The sequence below is a fragment of the Bacillus multifaciens genome (assembly GCF_030756675.1).
In the GTDB taxonomy this organism is placed as follows: domain Bacteria; phylum Bacillota; class Bacilli; order Bacillales; family Bacillaceae_G; genus Bacillus_A; species Bacillus_A multifaciens.
The window spans coordinates 157291-172278 of sequence record NZ_JAVBXD010000005.1 but is presented as its reverse complement, the minus strand read 5'-3'; the positions used below and the strand labels follow the sequence as shown (position 1 = coordinate 172278).

Below are 14988 nucleotides of genomic sequence, written 5' to 3'. Positions count from 1 at the left end.
TCTTATTTTTTATTGTTTCGTACAATTTTTTTATACATAGTTACAATAAAGGTCATCAGAGGTTGGGAAACCCAAAGGGTTTCCCAACACTCTGAAAAAACGCTTGGTTTTCCAAGCGTTTTTTATTTGCTAATTGTTTCTATTTTTGAAATAAAGAACAACTCGTTATTTTGTTCATTAGATTCATTTTCATAATTCGATAGTGGACGAGTAGTGCAGTACATACTCCAAGGATTATACCTGCCAATACATCTAGAGGATAATGTACACCAACCCAAATTCTTGAAAAAGCAATACACATTCCTAAAATGAGCCACATAAATGTCTTTCCTCTACTACATAGCCAAATCGTTACAGTAATTACTAAAGCAGCTGTAGCATGATCACTAGGGAAAGAAGAATTTGCGGCGTGATCAACCAATTGTTTAATGTGATGCGAAACGAATGGTCGATCGCGATAGAAAAATAATTCAATCACTCGATTCATAGTAAATGCTAAGGAACAGGCGAATAAAACCTGAAAAACCGTCACTCTATTTTCTTTATTTGTAATCCATAAAATGAATAAAGCAACAATCAATATGTACTGGGCATACTCGGCAAAAAAAATCATCATTTTATCTAGGAAAGAGTATTTGTAAACATACGAGTTGATCCACTGAAAGATCTCATAATCGATAGACTGTAAAACCATTGTATAAAACACATCCTAACATTGAATAAAGCATTTCTCGTAACTACTCAGTCACTCTATGAAAAACCGATAGAAAAGCATTTTTTTTAAGTGGTCGAGAGGGACTGGCTATGTATCGTAGCGGTCAGTGCCTTTTCCTGCCACGCGCAAAGTTTTAAAACAAAGAAAGGTAGCGAGGTGTAGGTCCATTTTTATCTTCATGGCAGCAATTATAGGTAAGCGTATTTTCGCTGGAATTATACTCCTTACCAAACTTCTAAATGAAATGTATAGCTGAGTAGTTACCATTTCTCTATTTTTACATAATATCAATTACTGAATAGTGTTTAAAGGGCTGATAGTAAAAATAAATGACATATGAGTCTTAATTTTTACAGCAAATAAAAAGAAAAATACATTTGTTAGTGTGTATGAGGCTTTATATAATCTCCATTTTAAAATTTCATGTAACGTAATAAAAAGGATAAATTTTATATTTCTAGAATAAAAAAGTAAGAAACTATAAGCAATTTTTTAGGAGGAATAGAGAATGAACCAAATGATAAATTCCATTTCTTTAACAGGAAATTGGGAGCTAGACATTAAACAAATGCTAGAACAATATAATAAACCTCACACATATGAGCACTCTGTTAGGGTCGCGAATGAGGCCAAACGAATTGCTAAGAGATTTGGAGTAAATGAAGAAGCAGCAGCGATTGCTGGTTACCTCCATGATATTAGTGCTATTATCCCCAATGATGAACGTATTCAAGTAGCAGAGGAAATGCAAATTGAAGTGTTACAAGAAGAGAGAATATTTCCGATGATTATTCATCAAAAACTGTCCAAAAGAATTGCAAACGAAATCTTTAAAGTGGAAAATGAAACGATATTAGATGCAATTAGTTGTCATACAACGTTACGAAAGAACGCGACACCTATTGATATGGTGTTATTTGTTGCAGATAAAATCGAATGGGATCAAAGTGGAACGCCTCCATATATTACAGAAATTCAAGAAGCGTTAGACCAATCATTAGAACACGCTTGTTTTGCTTACATTTCATACTTATGGGAGCGAAGACAGAATTTAAAAGTTGTTCATCCGTGGTTACAGGATGCTTATTTTGACTTAAAAGAGAAATTAGGAGTTGAATAAACCATGTTATGCATTCCTTCATCTTTCAAAACAACTATCCTAGATGTTCACGAAGAACGAGGACAACAATGGATTGAAAACATTCCAAGTACGATTCAAAAACTGGAAGAAAAATTATCGTTACAAGTCATTCAAACGTTCCCCAATCTTTCTTATAACTATGTGAGTCTAGCCAGGAAGAAAAATGGACAAGAGGTTGTGTTAAAGCTTGGTGTACCATGTGAGGATTTGAATAACGAAATAGAAGCACTTCGTTATTTTCAAGGAGATGGAACAGTGACATTACTTGATTCGGATTCTGACTATGGATATTTACTATTAGAATATATAAAACCAGGTAAGTCACTTGCCCATATGGAAAATGAAGAAAAAGCAACAACTATAATAGGACAAACGATGAAAAAACTTTGGAAACCAGTTCCTACTCAGTATACATTTCCTTCTATTGAAAAATGGGCAAATGGATTGCAAGGCTTACGAGTGCATTTTAATGGTGGTACAGGGCCTTTGCCAAAAGATCTTGTCGAAAAAGCAGAAGATTTCTTTCCTCAATTAATTAAAACAATCTCCAAACCACTTTTGCTTCATGGTGATTTACATCATGACAACGTGTTATGTATGGGAGAGCAGCAGTGGCTTGCAATTGATCCAAAGGGAGTTATTGGCGAAGCAGAATATGAAACAATTGCGTATTTAAGAAATCACTTATTCAATAAAACAAATCCCAAGCAGATATTAGCAAATCGAGTGCAACAATTGGCAGAGGAACTTCAACTCGACAAAGAAAGAATCATTGCGTGGGGACTATCTCACTGTATTCTTTCATCTTGGTGGTACTTTGAAAGTCATGGGCGAGTACCTAAAGAAACAATGGCTTGTGCTCGCTGGTTTGATGAATTAAGGGGTAGTTTGAAATAAAAATGAAACTGGAGTGATTTTCCGTGTACCATGTTGAGATAAGGAGACCGCGCATTGAGGACATTGAAGACATAAATCAATTTTTTATTATAACGATTAAAGATACGTTTGCTAGAGAAGGTTTATCAGAACTACTTGATGATATAGAAAATGAAATTGAAATTAAGAAAGAATATTTGAAATGTGACTTTAATAGCAATGGGGAAAATCGATACTTTTTGATAGCAGTAGATACAAATTGTAACAAAATTATCGGTACAATTGAATATGGTCCAGTTAGTGAACTAATTAACACTAGAACAAATAAAGCATTAAAAGATTTACCTGAGATAGGAACGGTATTTGTACATCCAAATTACCAAAGGCGTGGTATAGGAAATTTACTTTTAAATGCAATGTTTCTTACATTGTTAAGCGGAGGAATTAAAGAATTTTGTTTGGATAGTGGATACAAAAATGCACAGAAGGTATGGAAGAAGAAATTTGGAGAACCCAATTTTTTGCTGAAGGATTATTGGGGTAAAGGGTATGATCATATGATTTGGAAGAGATGCATTCGTGATATACCAATAACATTTAGTAAATAAGCAAGATGTGTTCTGAAATTAATCAAAACTGACATAAGTTCAATAGTCCTTTATAGAATCGGTTTGTAGGTTGCTTACGCAGGAAAGATTCTCTAGTTCTTGGATTTGTAACCTCGTCTAACCTAAATTCGTCCCCCGTCTTACCTCTAGTGCTTCTCTCTCTGTTAAATACTTAAAGATGGGGACTTCTTTCAAAAATACATTAAATAAAGAAATTATCGTTAACTATAATTAATGGAATATAGTGAGAAAGGAATTCTACATATGAATCTAATTGCTATCGTTGCAGCATGGGAACCAGAGCTTACGTATTTACATAAATATTACCCAAGCTATCGGAAAGAAAAACGAGCAGCTTGGGAATTTTATTTTCATAATCTAAACGGCATCGAAGTGATTTCTGTCATAACTGGAGTCGGAAAAGTACAATGTACAAGTTGTGTTCAGCTTCTGATTAGTGAATTTCAACCAGAAGAGCTATTTATGACAGGAATTTGCGGAAGTTTATCAAACAAGGTGAAAAACGGTGATATTGTTGTGGCTACTAAAGTTATGCAACATGATGTAACAGGAGCTGGAATGGGGATGGATCCGTTTGATTTATATACAGGAAGAGCAGCAAGTATTCATCCTTCAAAACAGTTGATTAAAGAAATGAAAAAGTTGCAATTCGTTTATCCTTCTCATTATGGTACTGTTGTTTTAGGAGACCAACGAATTCGTAGTTCAGAAACGAGAGAATTACTTCAGACAGTATACGGAGCGCTTGCAGTAGATCAAGAAATTGCAGCATTTTCTTACGTTTGTTATGTGAATGACAAACCATTTCTTTGTTTAAAAGCTGCTTCAGATCAAGCGAATGATAAAACAGTAGAAGAACAAAAGGTGTTTAAAATGTTAGCTTGTGAGAAGGCGTGCGAATATATAGTTGCATTTTTACTGCGTTTTTCAAAAGAACTAAAAGTGTAGGGATATCACTTTTAGTATTCCAACTGCTTGTTAATAAATTTTTTAGAAAAGGCATTTTAGGTGGTGGAGATGAACAACGGTATAAAAATAGCTGGTATAATTGTATTTTTTGTAATGATCTTTATGGTTACTTTAATGTGGAAAGCAAATACAAGTAATGAGTTAAACCAATCTATAACGAAAATAGATAATAATACGATTTCTAATAGAATTGATGGCTATATTTTACTTAAGGGAGATACTGTTTATTTCATTGAAGAGAAACTTATAAAAGATGATTACGATAGAAAAAACTTAGAAGAAAGATTAAAAAAGAGAATACCTGCTGAGGCTATTTTACACTTTAATAATCTAAATATAGAAAAGGAATTACAAACAGGTGATAAAGTTAGAATAGAATATAGCGAAATACTTGAATCTTATCCGGTGAAGATAAAGGTTACAAAGATGGAAAAAATTCAGGGAAAACTCAGTTATCAATTATAGAAAGAATGAGGAATATATGCAACTTATCCAATGTACAAAAAAATTAGCCGATGAAATGAAAATAAAAGTTCAAAAAGTAGAGGCTGCTGATTTCAATCCGCTTTATTGTTGGCATGCACATCTTTTTAAAATTGGCCGAAAAAAATGTGTAATGATTATGAATAATGCTACAAGATATCACTTTGTTATTTATGGGGTATTAAAGAAAGACTTGCAAAACTTAGATCTTGTATTTAAGAAGAATTTAATAACAAATTTATTATTAGACAGCGTTGATCCCGAAATAATTGAACGCTACTTAAATCAGGATTCAATTGTGCAATATGCGGCGACAAATAATCGTAGTATTCTTTCACAAATAAATGAGTCCATTTTTACTGTAGATCATTATTTTTATTATGAGTTAGTGGAAATGAAGCAGGAATTTATAGATATTGCAGAGATGAATCAATATCTTAATCGTCTTATTATGCTGAAGTTACCGAAGTATCCAGTTGAAATGATGAGGGAGGCACTTTTAGGGATAAAGTGCTAGTAGTTATCCAATTAATTTGAAATAGAGAATAGAGAAAAAATCCATTGTAATAATTGGTTATTTTCACAAAGAAGTTAGTCCTTTCCAAACGGGGGTTTATTGTTTGAATCTTTCCAAAAATAATACATTAGTCATTTTGAAATGAAATGCATTATAATGAATAGGACAGATTCTAGGTAAAGAGGTTATGGAAATGGATAAAGTATACAACGATTTATTGAATATATTAGATGATACTAAAGTTAAAAAAGATGAACCGTTAAAAAAATACACTTTCACTAAAACGGGTGGAAATGCAGATTATTTTGTTTTACCTACTACGTATCAAGAGGTACAAGATGTAATAAAATATGCAAATCAAAATAAGATTGATTTTACTATTTTAGGTAATGGCTCAAATATAATTATTAGGGATGGCGGCATAAGAGGGATTGTTCTGAATTTAACCAAGTTAACTGATATTTTATTAAAAGATAATAAGGTCATTGTTCAAAGTGGAGCAACTATTATTGATACTTCTAAATTTGCGCTTGAAAATCATCTAACTGGATTAGAATTTGCTTGTGGTATTCCAGGAACAGTTGGCGGAGCAGTTTACATGAATGCAGGAGCATATGGCGGCGAAGTATCACATGTGATTGAAAATGTATTAGTTCTAACTAGAGATGGCGAAATTCTTAATTTGAATAAAGATGATTTAGAATTAGAATACAGAAACAGTTCCATTTCAAGAGAAGGATACCTTGTGTTAGAAGCGACATTTGCTTTACAAGAAGGAGATTACAATAAAATCAAAGAACAAATGGATGAATTGACATTTTTACGTGAATCAAAACAACCATTAGAATATCCTTCTTGTGGCAGTGTTTTTAAACGTCCTCCAGGTATGTTTGCTGGTAAATTAATTCAAGATAGCGGGTTGCAAGGTAAACAAATAGGTGGAGTCCAAGTATCTACTAAGCATGCTGGATTTATGGTGAATGTAGGTGAAGGTACAGCGAGTGATTATGTAAAACTTATCAGATATGTGCAAGAAACGGTAAAATCTAAATTTAACGTAGAATTAGAAACAGAAGTAAAGATAATTGGAGAAGAATTAAAGTCTTAATAGTAAGAACCACTTGAGATGTTAATGCGTGAAATATACAAAAAGGCTAGTTATATACTAAAGAAGTACGTAAGAAGTTTGAACAAAATGGACAGTTTTAATTAGGATAACTAGCTACAGAGAATCAAGAAGAGAGATATGAATGTATATCTCTTTTCTTTATATACAATGGATCCATTTATAACACAAAGGGAAGACAAGTATAAAGAGTTAAATCTGTTGTTAAAAAGTAATCTCGATTGGACATTTGTCCGTTTACCATTTGTAGCAGAAGGTATTGCTACTAGTAGCATAAAAGAGAGTTTAACAGATATGCCCGGTATGAAGATTTATAATGGGGATATTGCTGAGTTTCTTATTAAGCAAATTTCTAATCCTTTATATATAAGGAAATGCCCTTTTATCGCGAATTAAAACCACCTGTAAAATTTTGTATCTTATTATATCCTTTTATTGTAAAATCTATTTAGATAGGAGGAATATATATGAATTTTGAAGATAACAGAATACTAGGAATTCAGCTTGGTGCTCTACTAGTCACAGAAGATCATAAATATTTGGTGATTAAGAAAAATAATCATTATTCACTGCTCAATGTAGAAACGATGGAGTGCAGTATATTAGAAGTCGCTTTGGAACATATTGAAGAAGTGTTGGCAGAGGATTTGCAGGAAACAGTAAAACATATTATCCCTGCTGAGCATTTGAAACTTGTTGCGAAGAATATCGTATGAAAGGATGTCTTACGCATGGATAATACTGAATATTTCGTTATTAACGATTTGGAAACGTTGCAAAAACAATTTGTAGATTTATTAGAAACAGGGATTCAATGTAGCGAGGAACTTGAAAATTGGTTGAAAAGGCAGTCGCGGCTTTTAGATGAAGTGGAAGAACAACTTAAACAACATTATATTCAATTTCAATGTAACACTGATAACCAGCAAGCGAAAGAAACTTTTGATTTCGATCAAAAGCATGTGCAGCCATTAGTGAAACGATATAAAAGTTTACTAGACAATAAGTACTACGAATCTCCATTGCGTTTACAACTAGATCCTGATTTTTACGGTTTATTGAATAAAAAAGTAGAAAATGCAATTCATTTGTTCAATGCGAGAAATATAGATTTAGAAATTGCCGAAGATGAGTTAGTAACGAAGTATTTCGAGATTACAGGTAACTTAACGGTAATGTGGGAAGGTGAAGAAAAGTCGTTAAGCGACATGCAGGTGTATTTTCAAAATCCTGAACGTACGGTTAGACAAAATGCAATGACTCTTATTCAAGAAGGCATGTTATCGGTTGAAGAGGATCTTCAGATTATTATGGATCAGTTAATTGCGTTGCGACATCAAAAAGCTCAAAATGTAGGCTTGCAAAATTATTGCGACTATATGTTTAAAAAGTATGAACGGTTTGATTATACAGCAGCGGATTGTCTTGAGTTAGCAGAAGTAATGCGTCAATATGTTGTTCCTTTACAGAAGAAGCTTCAAGAAAAACAGCAAAAAGTTTTAGGATTACATACTTTTAGACCTTGGGATATAAGAGCAGTTCCAATAAACGAGCAGCCTTTACAACCAGTACAAAATGTAGACGAGTTAGTAAAAGGTACTTTTCATATTTTAGAAAATGTTGATTCTCGTTTTTCAGCATTACTACATGATATGAAAGAAAAGAATCTCTTAGATTTAGAGAGTCGTAAAGGAAAAGCTCCGGGTGGTTTTTGTGAATTCTTACCTACTTCTAAACAATCGTTTATATTTATGAATTGTTGTAACACACAAGACGATGTCGTGGTTCTGTTACATGAAATGGGTCATTGTGTACATAATGAACTTATGAAAGACATTGAACTAGGACCATATCGAAATATCCCAATGGAATCAGCAGAACTTGCCAGCATGACAATGGAACTTCTAACGATGGAGTATTGGAATACATTTTATCCAAGTGGGGAAGATTTCAAAAGGGCAAAGCGTGAGCAACTCCGATTGATAATACAATACTTGCCTATAATTACTGTAGTCGACCAATTCCAGCATTGGATGTACGAAAATCCAAACCATACACATGCCGAAAGAAAAGAAAAATTTAAAGAACTAGCAAGAACATATGACTCTAACTTTGTGAATTGGGAAGGGTATGAAAACTGGTTGGAGACAAAATGGTTGTCTATTTTACATATTTTCGAAGTTCCTTTTTACTATATCGAGTACGCAATTGCACAAATAGGCGCACTGCAGATGTATAAGCAATATAAAGAAAATCCTAAACAAACTTTAATCAATTATAAGGAAGCGTTATCTTTAGGAAGTACAAAATCAGTAAAAGAGGTGTATGAGGCGGCGGGTATTCGTTTTGATTTTTCGGCACAAATAATTAAAGAGTTGATGGAGTTTGTGGAGAAAGAGTTGGAGGTATTAGAGGAAGAGTAATAATGTGTTGAGATTTTAATTTACAATAAATATATTATTAGCTAATAAAGGAAGAAAGTAATGTACTCTATAGGTAAATTTTCAAAAATATGTAATGTCCCTGTTAAAACATTGCGCTATTATGATGATATTGGTTTACTAACACCTTCTTACATAGATCCTATAACAAACTATCGGTATTATGACTATGAAAAAATTCAAGTTATGAAAAAAATTATGCTTTTAAAAAGTTTTCAATTTTCTTTAACTACTATTAAGGAATTAATTGAAAGCGCTAATCGATTGCAATGGACAAGCGTATTAGACGATAAAATTGGTGATCTAGAAGGTCAAAAAGAGCAAATTTCTAAACAAATAGAAGAAATGAAGTTGTTAAAAGTCCAAATAGAAAAAGAAGCTCCTATAATCCCCGGACCTGTTTTATCTAGCTGTTATATTGAAAATAGAAAGGAAATAATAGTTTATACTATTCGTGAAAAAATAAAGATAAAATTTATAGATCAATTTGTAAAAAGTTTATTTGATCGAGTTTATGCTTTTAATCTTGTAGTTAATGGAAAGTTAATGTCTATCTTTCATGAAAGAGATTTGAATCAAAAAGAGGCGGATGTGGAGCTATTTCTTCCAGTAAAAGATACGAATAAGATAGAGGGCTGTAAAATTTTATTTGGTGGGATATATGCATGCACTACTGTTAAAGGTTCTTATTCAGAATTAAATGTAGGATATAAAATGTTGGGAAGTTGGATAAGGGAACAGAATCTAACTCAGATAGGAAAAGGAATAGAGATTTATGAAAAAGGACTTGTTCCGTCCAATTTTAATTTAAGGGATATAAGACCAGATTTAAACAGCCTCCCATCAGAATTTATCACCAAAATATGTATACCAGTTAGCAAGAATTAGAATTAACTAACAATTTTTTATGTAAAAACAGAGTAAACCCTCCAGTAAGTGGAGGGTTTATTCTTTATATGTACAAAGAAATACACAATGGAGGGATTTATTATGTATCATCCAAGATTAAAAGGAAATGCTTATGAAGCCGGAAAGCATTATGCAGAAATCCTTTATAAAAATGGATTTCGATTTCCAAAAGTAACTGAAGAAAAATTAAAATTTGGAGAGGTATGCAACCCTATTCTTACTGAATTTGATCCTAATGCCGTGAAGGAAATACAAGGATTTGCTGAAGGCTGTCATTCTTCTTTTGAAGAAGTGAGTTCTTTTCTGTTAAGTATAGGAGTATTTGAATTGACCGGTCAATGTAGTATCTTTTCAGCTTTTAATGGAAGTGAAATGATTATTGGGCGTAATTATGATATGCTCTTGAATTTGAAGAAAACTACTGAGTCCTCATTAGTTTGTTTTGAAGATAAACATAAATATCTTGGTCATTCGGATTGTTTTATTGGAAAAGTTGATGGTATAAATCAATATGGTTTATTTGTTGGAATTACATCAGTTCCTCATAAAAGAATTCAGCCAGGATTGAATTTTTATTTTGCCGTTAAATACATTTTAGAAAATTGTTGTACTGTAGAGGAGGGTATAGAAGTATTGAAAAGTTTTCCAAGTTCGGTTGCTAATAACTATTTATTAGCGGATCCGTCCGGGAAAATGGCTGTTGTGGAGATCGCTCCTAACAACTATAATGTACGTTTTCCTACTAATAATTATATCCATTGCACAAACCATCATGAAAATACATCAGTATGTGCTAACTGGAATTGGAGCAAATCGAAAGAACGTTTTGAAACATTAGAATTACGTCTTAAAGAAAACATAAGTAAAATAAATCTTTCCATTGCACAATCAATTATGTCGGAAACGAAAGGACATGTTTGTTTAAATTTAAAAGAACATAATTTTGGTACGCTTTTCTCTGTTGTAGCAAACTTAAATACATTAGATGTAAGAAGAGCGGAAGGTCAACCAAATAGAGCAAAATATTTATCAGATAGACGATTAATAGATGCTGTAAAGGAAAGATAAGATATTAATTGGGATTGGAGAGACAATTATGAATTCATTTCAAGCGTATTTTTCTTTTCTTGAAGGAAATAGCTATGAGATTGGAAGAAAACAAGGAGAAGAAATAAAAAAGAATCTTCATGCAACGAATGTACTTTTATTACCTGAATCAATAGGTGAAAGTAAATTTAAAAATATGAAAAGATTAATTGAGCGGTATTGTCCAGGTTTAAATGAAGAATTAGAAGGATTTGCAGAAGTGATGGGTGTAAAATCTAGTTATCTGAACTTTTACGATGAAGCTTCGTTGCAACCAGGAGGATGTAGTTTAGGTGCTATTTTACCATCCAAGACAATTGACAATAAAACTTATGTCCTTAGAAATTATGATTTGTCACCAGCAATATCAGATTTAAGACTTTGCACGACGAAAGTTCAAGGTAAATATAGTCATACTGGATTCTCTGTTTCTTACTTTGGTAGAAGTGAAGGCTTAAATGAGAAGGGGTTCTGTGTAGCTTTTGCCTCATGTGGTATTCCAGTTGGAAAACATCTAGGGATGAAAAAGCCCGTCACAAAAGGACTACAATTTATGATCATAGTAAGGGCATTACTTGAAAATTGTAAAAATGTTGAGGAAGGAATTTGTTTTTTAAGTGATATGCCTATTGGAGCGAATATGAATTTACTTTTAGCTGATGCAAATGGTGAAGCAGCTTTATATGAAACGTTTGATGGCACTAAGGCTGTAAGAAAAACGGATATCGACTATTTAATCGCAACGAACCATGCTATATTTCCTGAAATTGAAAGTCTAGAAATTGGTAGATTAATTCATTCACAAATACGATTTAATGTTTTAGAGCGTAAATTTAGTGATATTGGTAAAAGATCTGTTGGTGAATTAAAGAAACTTATTTCTACTGAGTTTCCAGAGGGATTGTCCGTTCATAATTACCAAGAAAATTTTGGAACAGTTCATTCTGTATTGTTTAATCTTACAGATTGTCAGCTTGAATTTTCCTTTGGATCACCCGTGCAAAATAAGATATATAAGATTGGTGTGGCTGATAGTTTTTCAAAAAAATCGTTACCAATTATGTTTCAGAATAGAGAATATGGAACAGATTTTTGGAGAGTTTCAAAATAGGAGGACGCAAAGTGAAAATATCTGCATTACAAAGAGAGGTTAGAGAGTTTAGTAAAGATAAAGGTTTTGAGAACGCAACAATTGAAGAAAGAACATTATTTTTGGTTACAGAAATAGGAGAGATTGCTCAAGAAGTCTTAAAAATTTCTTCAAAATCTGATTCCGATAATATTAATGAACTGAAAGAACAGTTAGGTTTTGAAATATATGATGTGGTATGGAATCTTTTTGACCTTGCTAACAAACTCGATATTGACTTAGAAGATGCATTTAGAAAAAAGAGTGAGATAAATAAATATAGACATTGGGATGTATAGAAAGACAAATTTCTCACAAAGGCTGTTTTTAAAAGATTGTTGTCTTTGGATAAAATGCGTAATGATTAAATTTTCTGTTGTAAAATTAGTATAACAAAACAGTATTTTTAATAAGGAGGATATATTTTGACTAGCAACTTAATAAAAAAGAAAAAGACATTAAAAATATTTCTTTTTGGTAGCCTATTTTTTGTTGGACTCATTGGATATGGGGTATATTGGGCATTTTTTGATATGAATAGATTACCAACAGGAGATTACCTTACAGAGGAAACATCTCCAGATGGAAACTACACTATAAAAGCTTACCTTACAAATGGAGGAGCCACTACTTCATTTGCTATAAGAGGCGAGTTAGTATTTAACAACAGAAAAAATAAAGAAAAAAATATATATTGGAATTATCGTGAGGAGACTGCAAATATTGAATGGATAGATAATGATACTGTGGTTATTAATGGAAAAACTCTTAATGTTCCAAATGATAAATTTGACTTCAGAAATCAATAGGGTCTTATTTAGACACTCTGATTGGTATGGTAAGACTGCTAATCTAGCTGCGGATTGGAATGATATTACTTCAGCAATTGAAATCAAGTAGGAGATTTCAATTGCTCAGGTGAATAAAGGTTCAAAATCACTATTCTCTCATTGATTTAGAAGAAATGGGAGAATAGTGATTTTTTTGTACAAAAACAAAGTGACTGTTAAAATCACGGGTGATTAGTTAAGTACTTTTCGTTTTCCCAATTTTTTATTTAACCAAATACTTTAAATGGAATTTTTACAGTTCCGTACCCTACCACAAGACCATAAAAACACATACTTTGTGGACCTTTTGGAGTAGGTGCAGATATGTAAAAATGATAGCAAGGGAATGAATGCAGTGTTTATCGATTTTAGGCTTACAAGAGGCTGTCCTATATATATTCAATTTAAGGAACACTTAAATTAATGGGTTTTTGTTTTAAAAGGTTTCTATCCACTCGTGAACTCAGTTCTTTAGGGACCAGGGGGATAAATATGAAAATTTATGTTGTTTTAGTAAACAGTAACTATAACGGATCTAATCGAGACAAAGTTTTTTTGTGAAACATTTTGTGTAATCATTAGTTCGTTGAATGATAATAAATTGCAGGAAGCAAATATTTGATAAAATAGGAGGAATATAAACTATGAACTTTAACTACGGAAGACATACTGTTATTGAAGTTGATTTAAATGCATTTCAAAGTAATTTCCAGCAGTTCCAACAAGCCATTCCTCCTGGTACAGCGATTATGACAGCTGTAAAAGCAAATGCTTATGGACATGGGGCGGTTCCAATTGCAAAGGCCGCAATAGGTGCGGGAACAACTCATTTGGCAGTTGCATTTGTAGATGAAGGAATTGAGCTTAGAGAAGCTGGAATTGAAGTTCCTATTTTAATTTTTGGATATACACCGCATGATGCGATAGCAGATGCAATTATATATGATTTAAGCATGACAGTATATACAATTGGTGATTTGCAGGCTATAGAAAGCGTTGCTTCAAAATTAAATAGGAAAGCATGTATCCACATTAGCATTGATACTGGAATGAGTCGAATCGGTTTACAGCTTGAGGAAGTCACAATGTTTTTACAAGCACTAAAGTGTACAAAGTATGTTCAGGTTGAGGGAATGTACACACATTTCTCCAGTGCAGATGAAAAGGATAAAACCTATACTCTAATGCAACAAACAAATTTTGAGAAAGCTGTTAGTAAAGCAGAAGAATTACAAGTTCATATTCCATGGATTCATTCTTTTAATAGCGCTGCTACAATTGACATGGGAGAAATAAAAGGCAATATGGTTCGTCTAGGAATAGCATTGTATGGGCTATATCCCTCCAAAGATGTAGATCAACAATCTATTTCGTTACAACCTATTCTGAGCTTCAAATCAAAAGTTGCACATATTAAAAAAGTAAAACAAGGAATCGGAGTTAGCTATGGGGCAACATACACCGCAACAGGCGAAGAATGGATTGCCACAATTCCAGTTGGATATGCTGATGGATTAAGCAGGCAGCTCTCCAACAACGGATTTGTTTTAATAAATGGTATGAAAGTTCCTATTATTGGACGTATTTGTATGGATCAGTTAATGGTAGATGTAACAAATGCTATGCCGATACATGTTGGTGATGAAGTCGTTTTTTATGGAAGTCAAGACAAGGAATCGATTTATGTAGATGAAATTGCAGATATATTAGATACGATTAACTATGAGGTTACTTGTATGTTAAGCAGAAGGATACCTCGTATCTATATAAAAGATGGTAAGCCAATTGAAATAATAAACGAGCTACGAAAAAGTTAGTAATACAGATTTTGTTTTTTTAAGATTATTGGTGAAAAAGAATTATAATCTATATGAATTCATTTTGATTTTCCGACATATAGATTGCTGCTATGCAGAAAAAGGAGCTTCCACTTGCTTTCTCCCTTTGTTTTCACTTCGCATGTGGCAGGAAAAGGAACTGACCGCTTCTATACATGACCAGACGCTCTCGCCCACCTATAAAAAGATGGTTTTATGTCGGTTTTTTAATTCGTATTTATATAATATTAATTAATATTTTGTCAAGCTTAAAGAACAAGGGGCTATTACCTAGTCATATTCTTGAAAAATTTTATCAC

General features: G+C 32.7%; 16 protein-coding genes and 1 pseudogene. 16 read left to right on the top strand and 1 reads right to left on the bottom strand.

The features are described 5' to 3' along the window. Positions 1 to 139 precede the first annotated feature (139 nt). A complete protein-coding gene (locus Q9306_RS05805) occupies positions 140 to 694 on the bottom strand; it encodes an undecaprenyl-diphosphatase (RefSeq protein WP_306196216.1) in 555 nt (184 codons plus the stop codon). Between the two features lie 529 nt (positions 695 to 1223). Between Q9306_RS05805 and yqeK the strand changes: the two genes are divergently transcribed. The 16 genes and pseudogenes from yqeK to alr all read left to right on the top strand — a co-directional run bounded on the left by yqeK (position 1224) and on the right by alr (position 14668). Continuing rightward, the gene (gene yqeK / locus Q9306_RS05800; RefSeq protein ID WP_306196214.1) at positions 1224 to 1835 is read left to right on the top strand and encodes a bis(5'-nucleosyl)-tetraphosphatase (symmetrical) YqeK; all 612 of its coding nucleotides are present in this window, start codon (positions 1224 to 1226) and stop codon (positions 1833 to 1835) included. Between the two features lie 3 nt (positions 1836 to 1838). Beyond that, complete coding sequence (locus Q9306_RS05795) at positions 1839 to 2753, top strand: aminoglycoside phosphotransferase family protein (RefSeq protein ID WP_306196212.1); 915 nt, start codon at positions 1839 to 1841, stop codon at positions 2751 to 2753. A gap of 23 nt (positions 2754 to 2776) precedes the next feature. After that, a complete protein-coding gene (locus Q9306_RS05790; RefSeq protein WP_306196210.1) occupies positions 2777 to 3340 on the top strand; it encodes a GNAT family N-acetyltransferase in 564 nt (187 codons plus the stop codon). 264 nt (positions 3341 to 3604) lie between these two features. After that, a complete protein-coding gene (gene mtnN, locus Q9306_RS05785; protein ID WP_306196209.1) occupies positions 3605 to 4309 on the top strand; it encodes a 5'-methylthioadenosine/S-adenosylhomocysteine nucleosidase in 705 nt (234 codons plus the stop codon). 69 nt (positions 4310 to 4378) lie between these two features. Then, positions 4379 to 4795, top strand: coding sequence for a DUF3221 domain-containing protein (locus tag Q9306_RS05780; RefSeq protein ID WP_306196207.1), 417 nt, complete (start codon positions 4379 to 4381; stop codon positions 4793 to 4795). Between the two features lie 16 nt (positions 4796 to 4811). After that, positions 4812 to 5330, top strand: a complete 519-nt coding sequence (locus Q9306_RS05775; protein ID WP_306196206.1) for a DUF6933 domain-containing protein — start codon at positions 4812 to 4814, stop codon at positions 5328 to 5330. Positions 5331 to 5517: 187 nt separating this feature from the next. Beyond that, positions 5518 to 6438 carry a UDP-N-acetylmuramate dehydrogenase gene (gene murB, locus Q9306_RS05770; protein WP_306196204.1) on the top strand — a complete coding sequence of 307 codons (921 nt, stop codon included), beginning with the start codon at positions 5518 to 5520 and terminating at the stop codon, positions 6436 to 6438. A gap of 183 nt (positions 6439 to 6621) precedes the next feature. Then, positions 6622 to 6852: pseudogene (locus tag Q9306_RS05765) on the top strand (NAD(P)H-binding protein); the annotation flags it as partial. 71 nt (positions 6853 to 6923) lie between these two features. Further along, positions 6924 to 7172, top strand: a complete 249-nt coding sequence (locus Q9306_RS05760) for a hypothetical protein (RefSeq protein WP_306196199.1) — start codon at positions 6924 to 6926, stop codon at positions 7170 to 7172. Between the two features lie 15 nt (positions 7173 to 7187). Next, entirely contained in the window at positions 7188 to 8879 is a 1692-nt protein-coding gene (locus tag Q9306_RS05755; protein WP_306196198.1) for a M3 family oligoendopeptidase, read from the top strand. A gap of 60 nt (positions 8880 to 8939) precedes the next feature. Continuing rightward, on the top strand, positions 8940 to 9785 hold the full coding sequence (locus tag Q9306_RS05750; protein WP_306196196.1) for a MerR family transcriptional regulator: 846 nt from the start codon (positions 8940 to 8942) through the stop codon (positions 9783 to 9785). 102 nt (positions 9786 to 9887) lie between these two features. Beyond that, the gene (locus tag Q9306_RS05745) at positions 9888 to 10874 is read left to right on the top strand and encodes a C45 family autoproteolytic acyltransferase/hydrolase (protein ID WP_306196194.1); all 987 of its coding nucleotides are present in this window, start codon (positions 9888 to 9890) and stop codon (positions 10872 to 10874) included. 28 nt (positions 10875 to 10902) lie between these two features. Beyond that, positions 10903 to 12003, top strand: a complete 1101-nt coding sequence (locus Q9306_RS05740; protein WP_306196192.1) for a C45 family autoproteolytic acyltransferase/hydrolase — start codon at positions 10903 to 10905, stop codon at positions 12001 to 12003. Between the two features lie 11 nt (positions 12004 to 12014). Beyond that, the gene (locus Q9306_RS05735) at positions 12015 to 12320 is read left to right on the top strand and encodes a MazG nucleotide pyrophosphohydrolase domain-containing protein (RefSeq protein WP_306196190.1); all 306 of its coding nucleotides are present in this window, start codon (positions 12015 to 12017) and stop codon (positions 12318 to 12320) included. A gap of 126 nt (positions 12321 to 12446) precedes the next feature. Next, the gene (locus Q9306_RS05730) at positions 12447 to 12830 is read left to right on the top strand and encodes a DUF5412 domain-containing protein (RefSeq protein WP_371932326.1); all 384 of its coding nucleotides are present in this window, start codon (positions 12447 to 12449) and stop codon (positions 12828 to 12830) included. A gap of 665 nt (positions 12831 to 13495) precedes the next feature. Continuing rightward, the gene (gene alr, locus Q9306_RS05725) at positions 13496 to 14668 is read left to right on the top strand and encodes an alanine racemase (RefSeq protein WP_306196188.1); all 1173 of its coding nucleotides are present in this window, start codon (positions 13496 to 13498) and stop codon (positions 14666 to 14668) included. Positions 14669 to 14988: the final 320 nt, after the last annotated feature.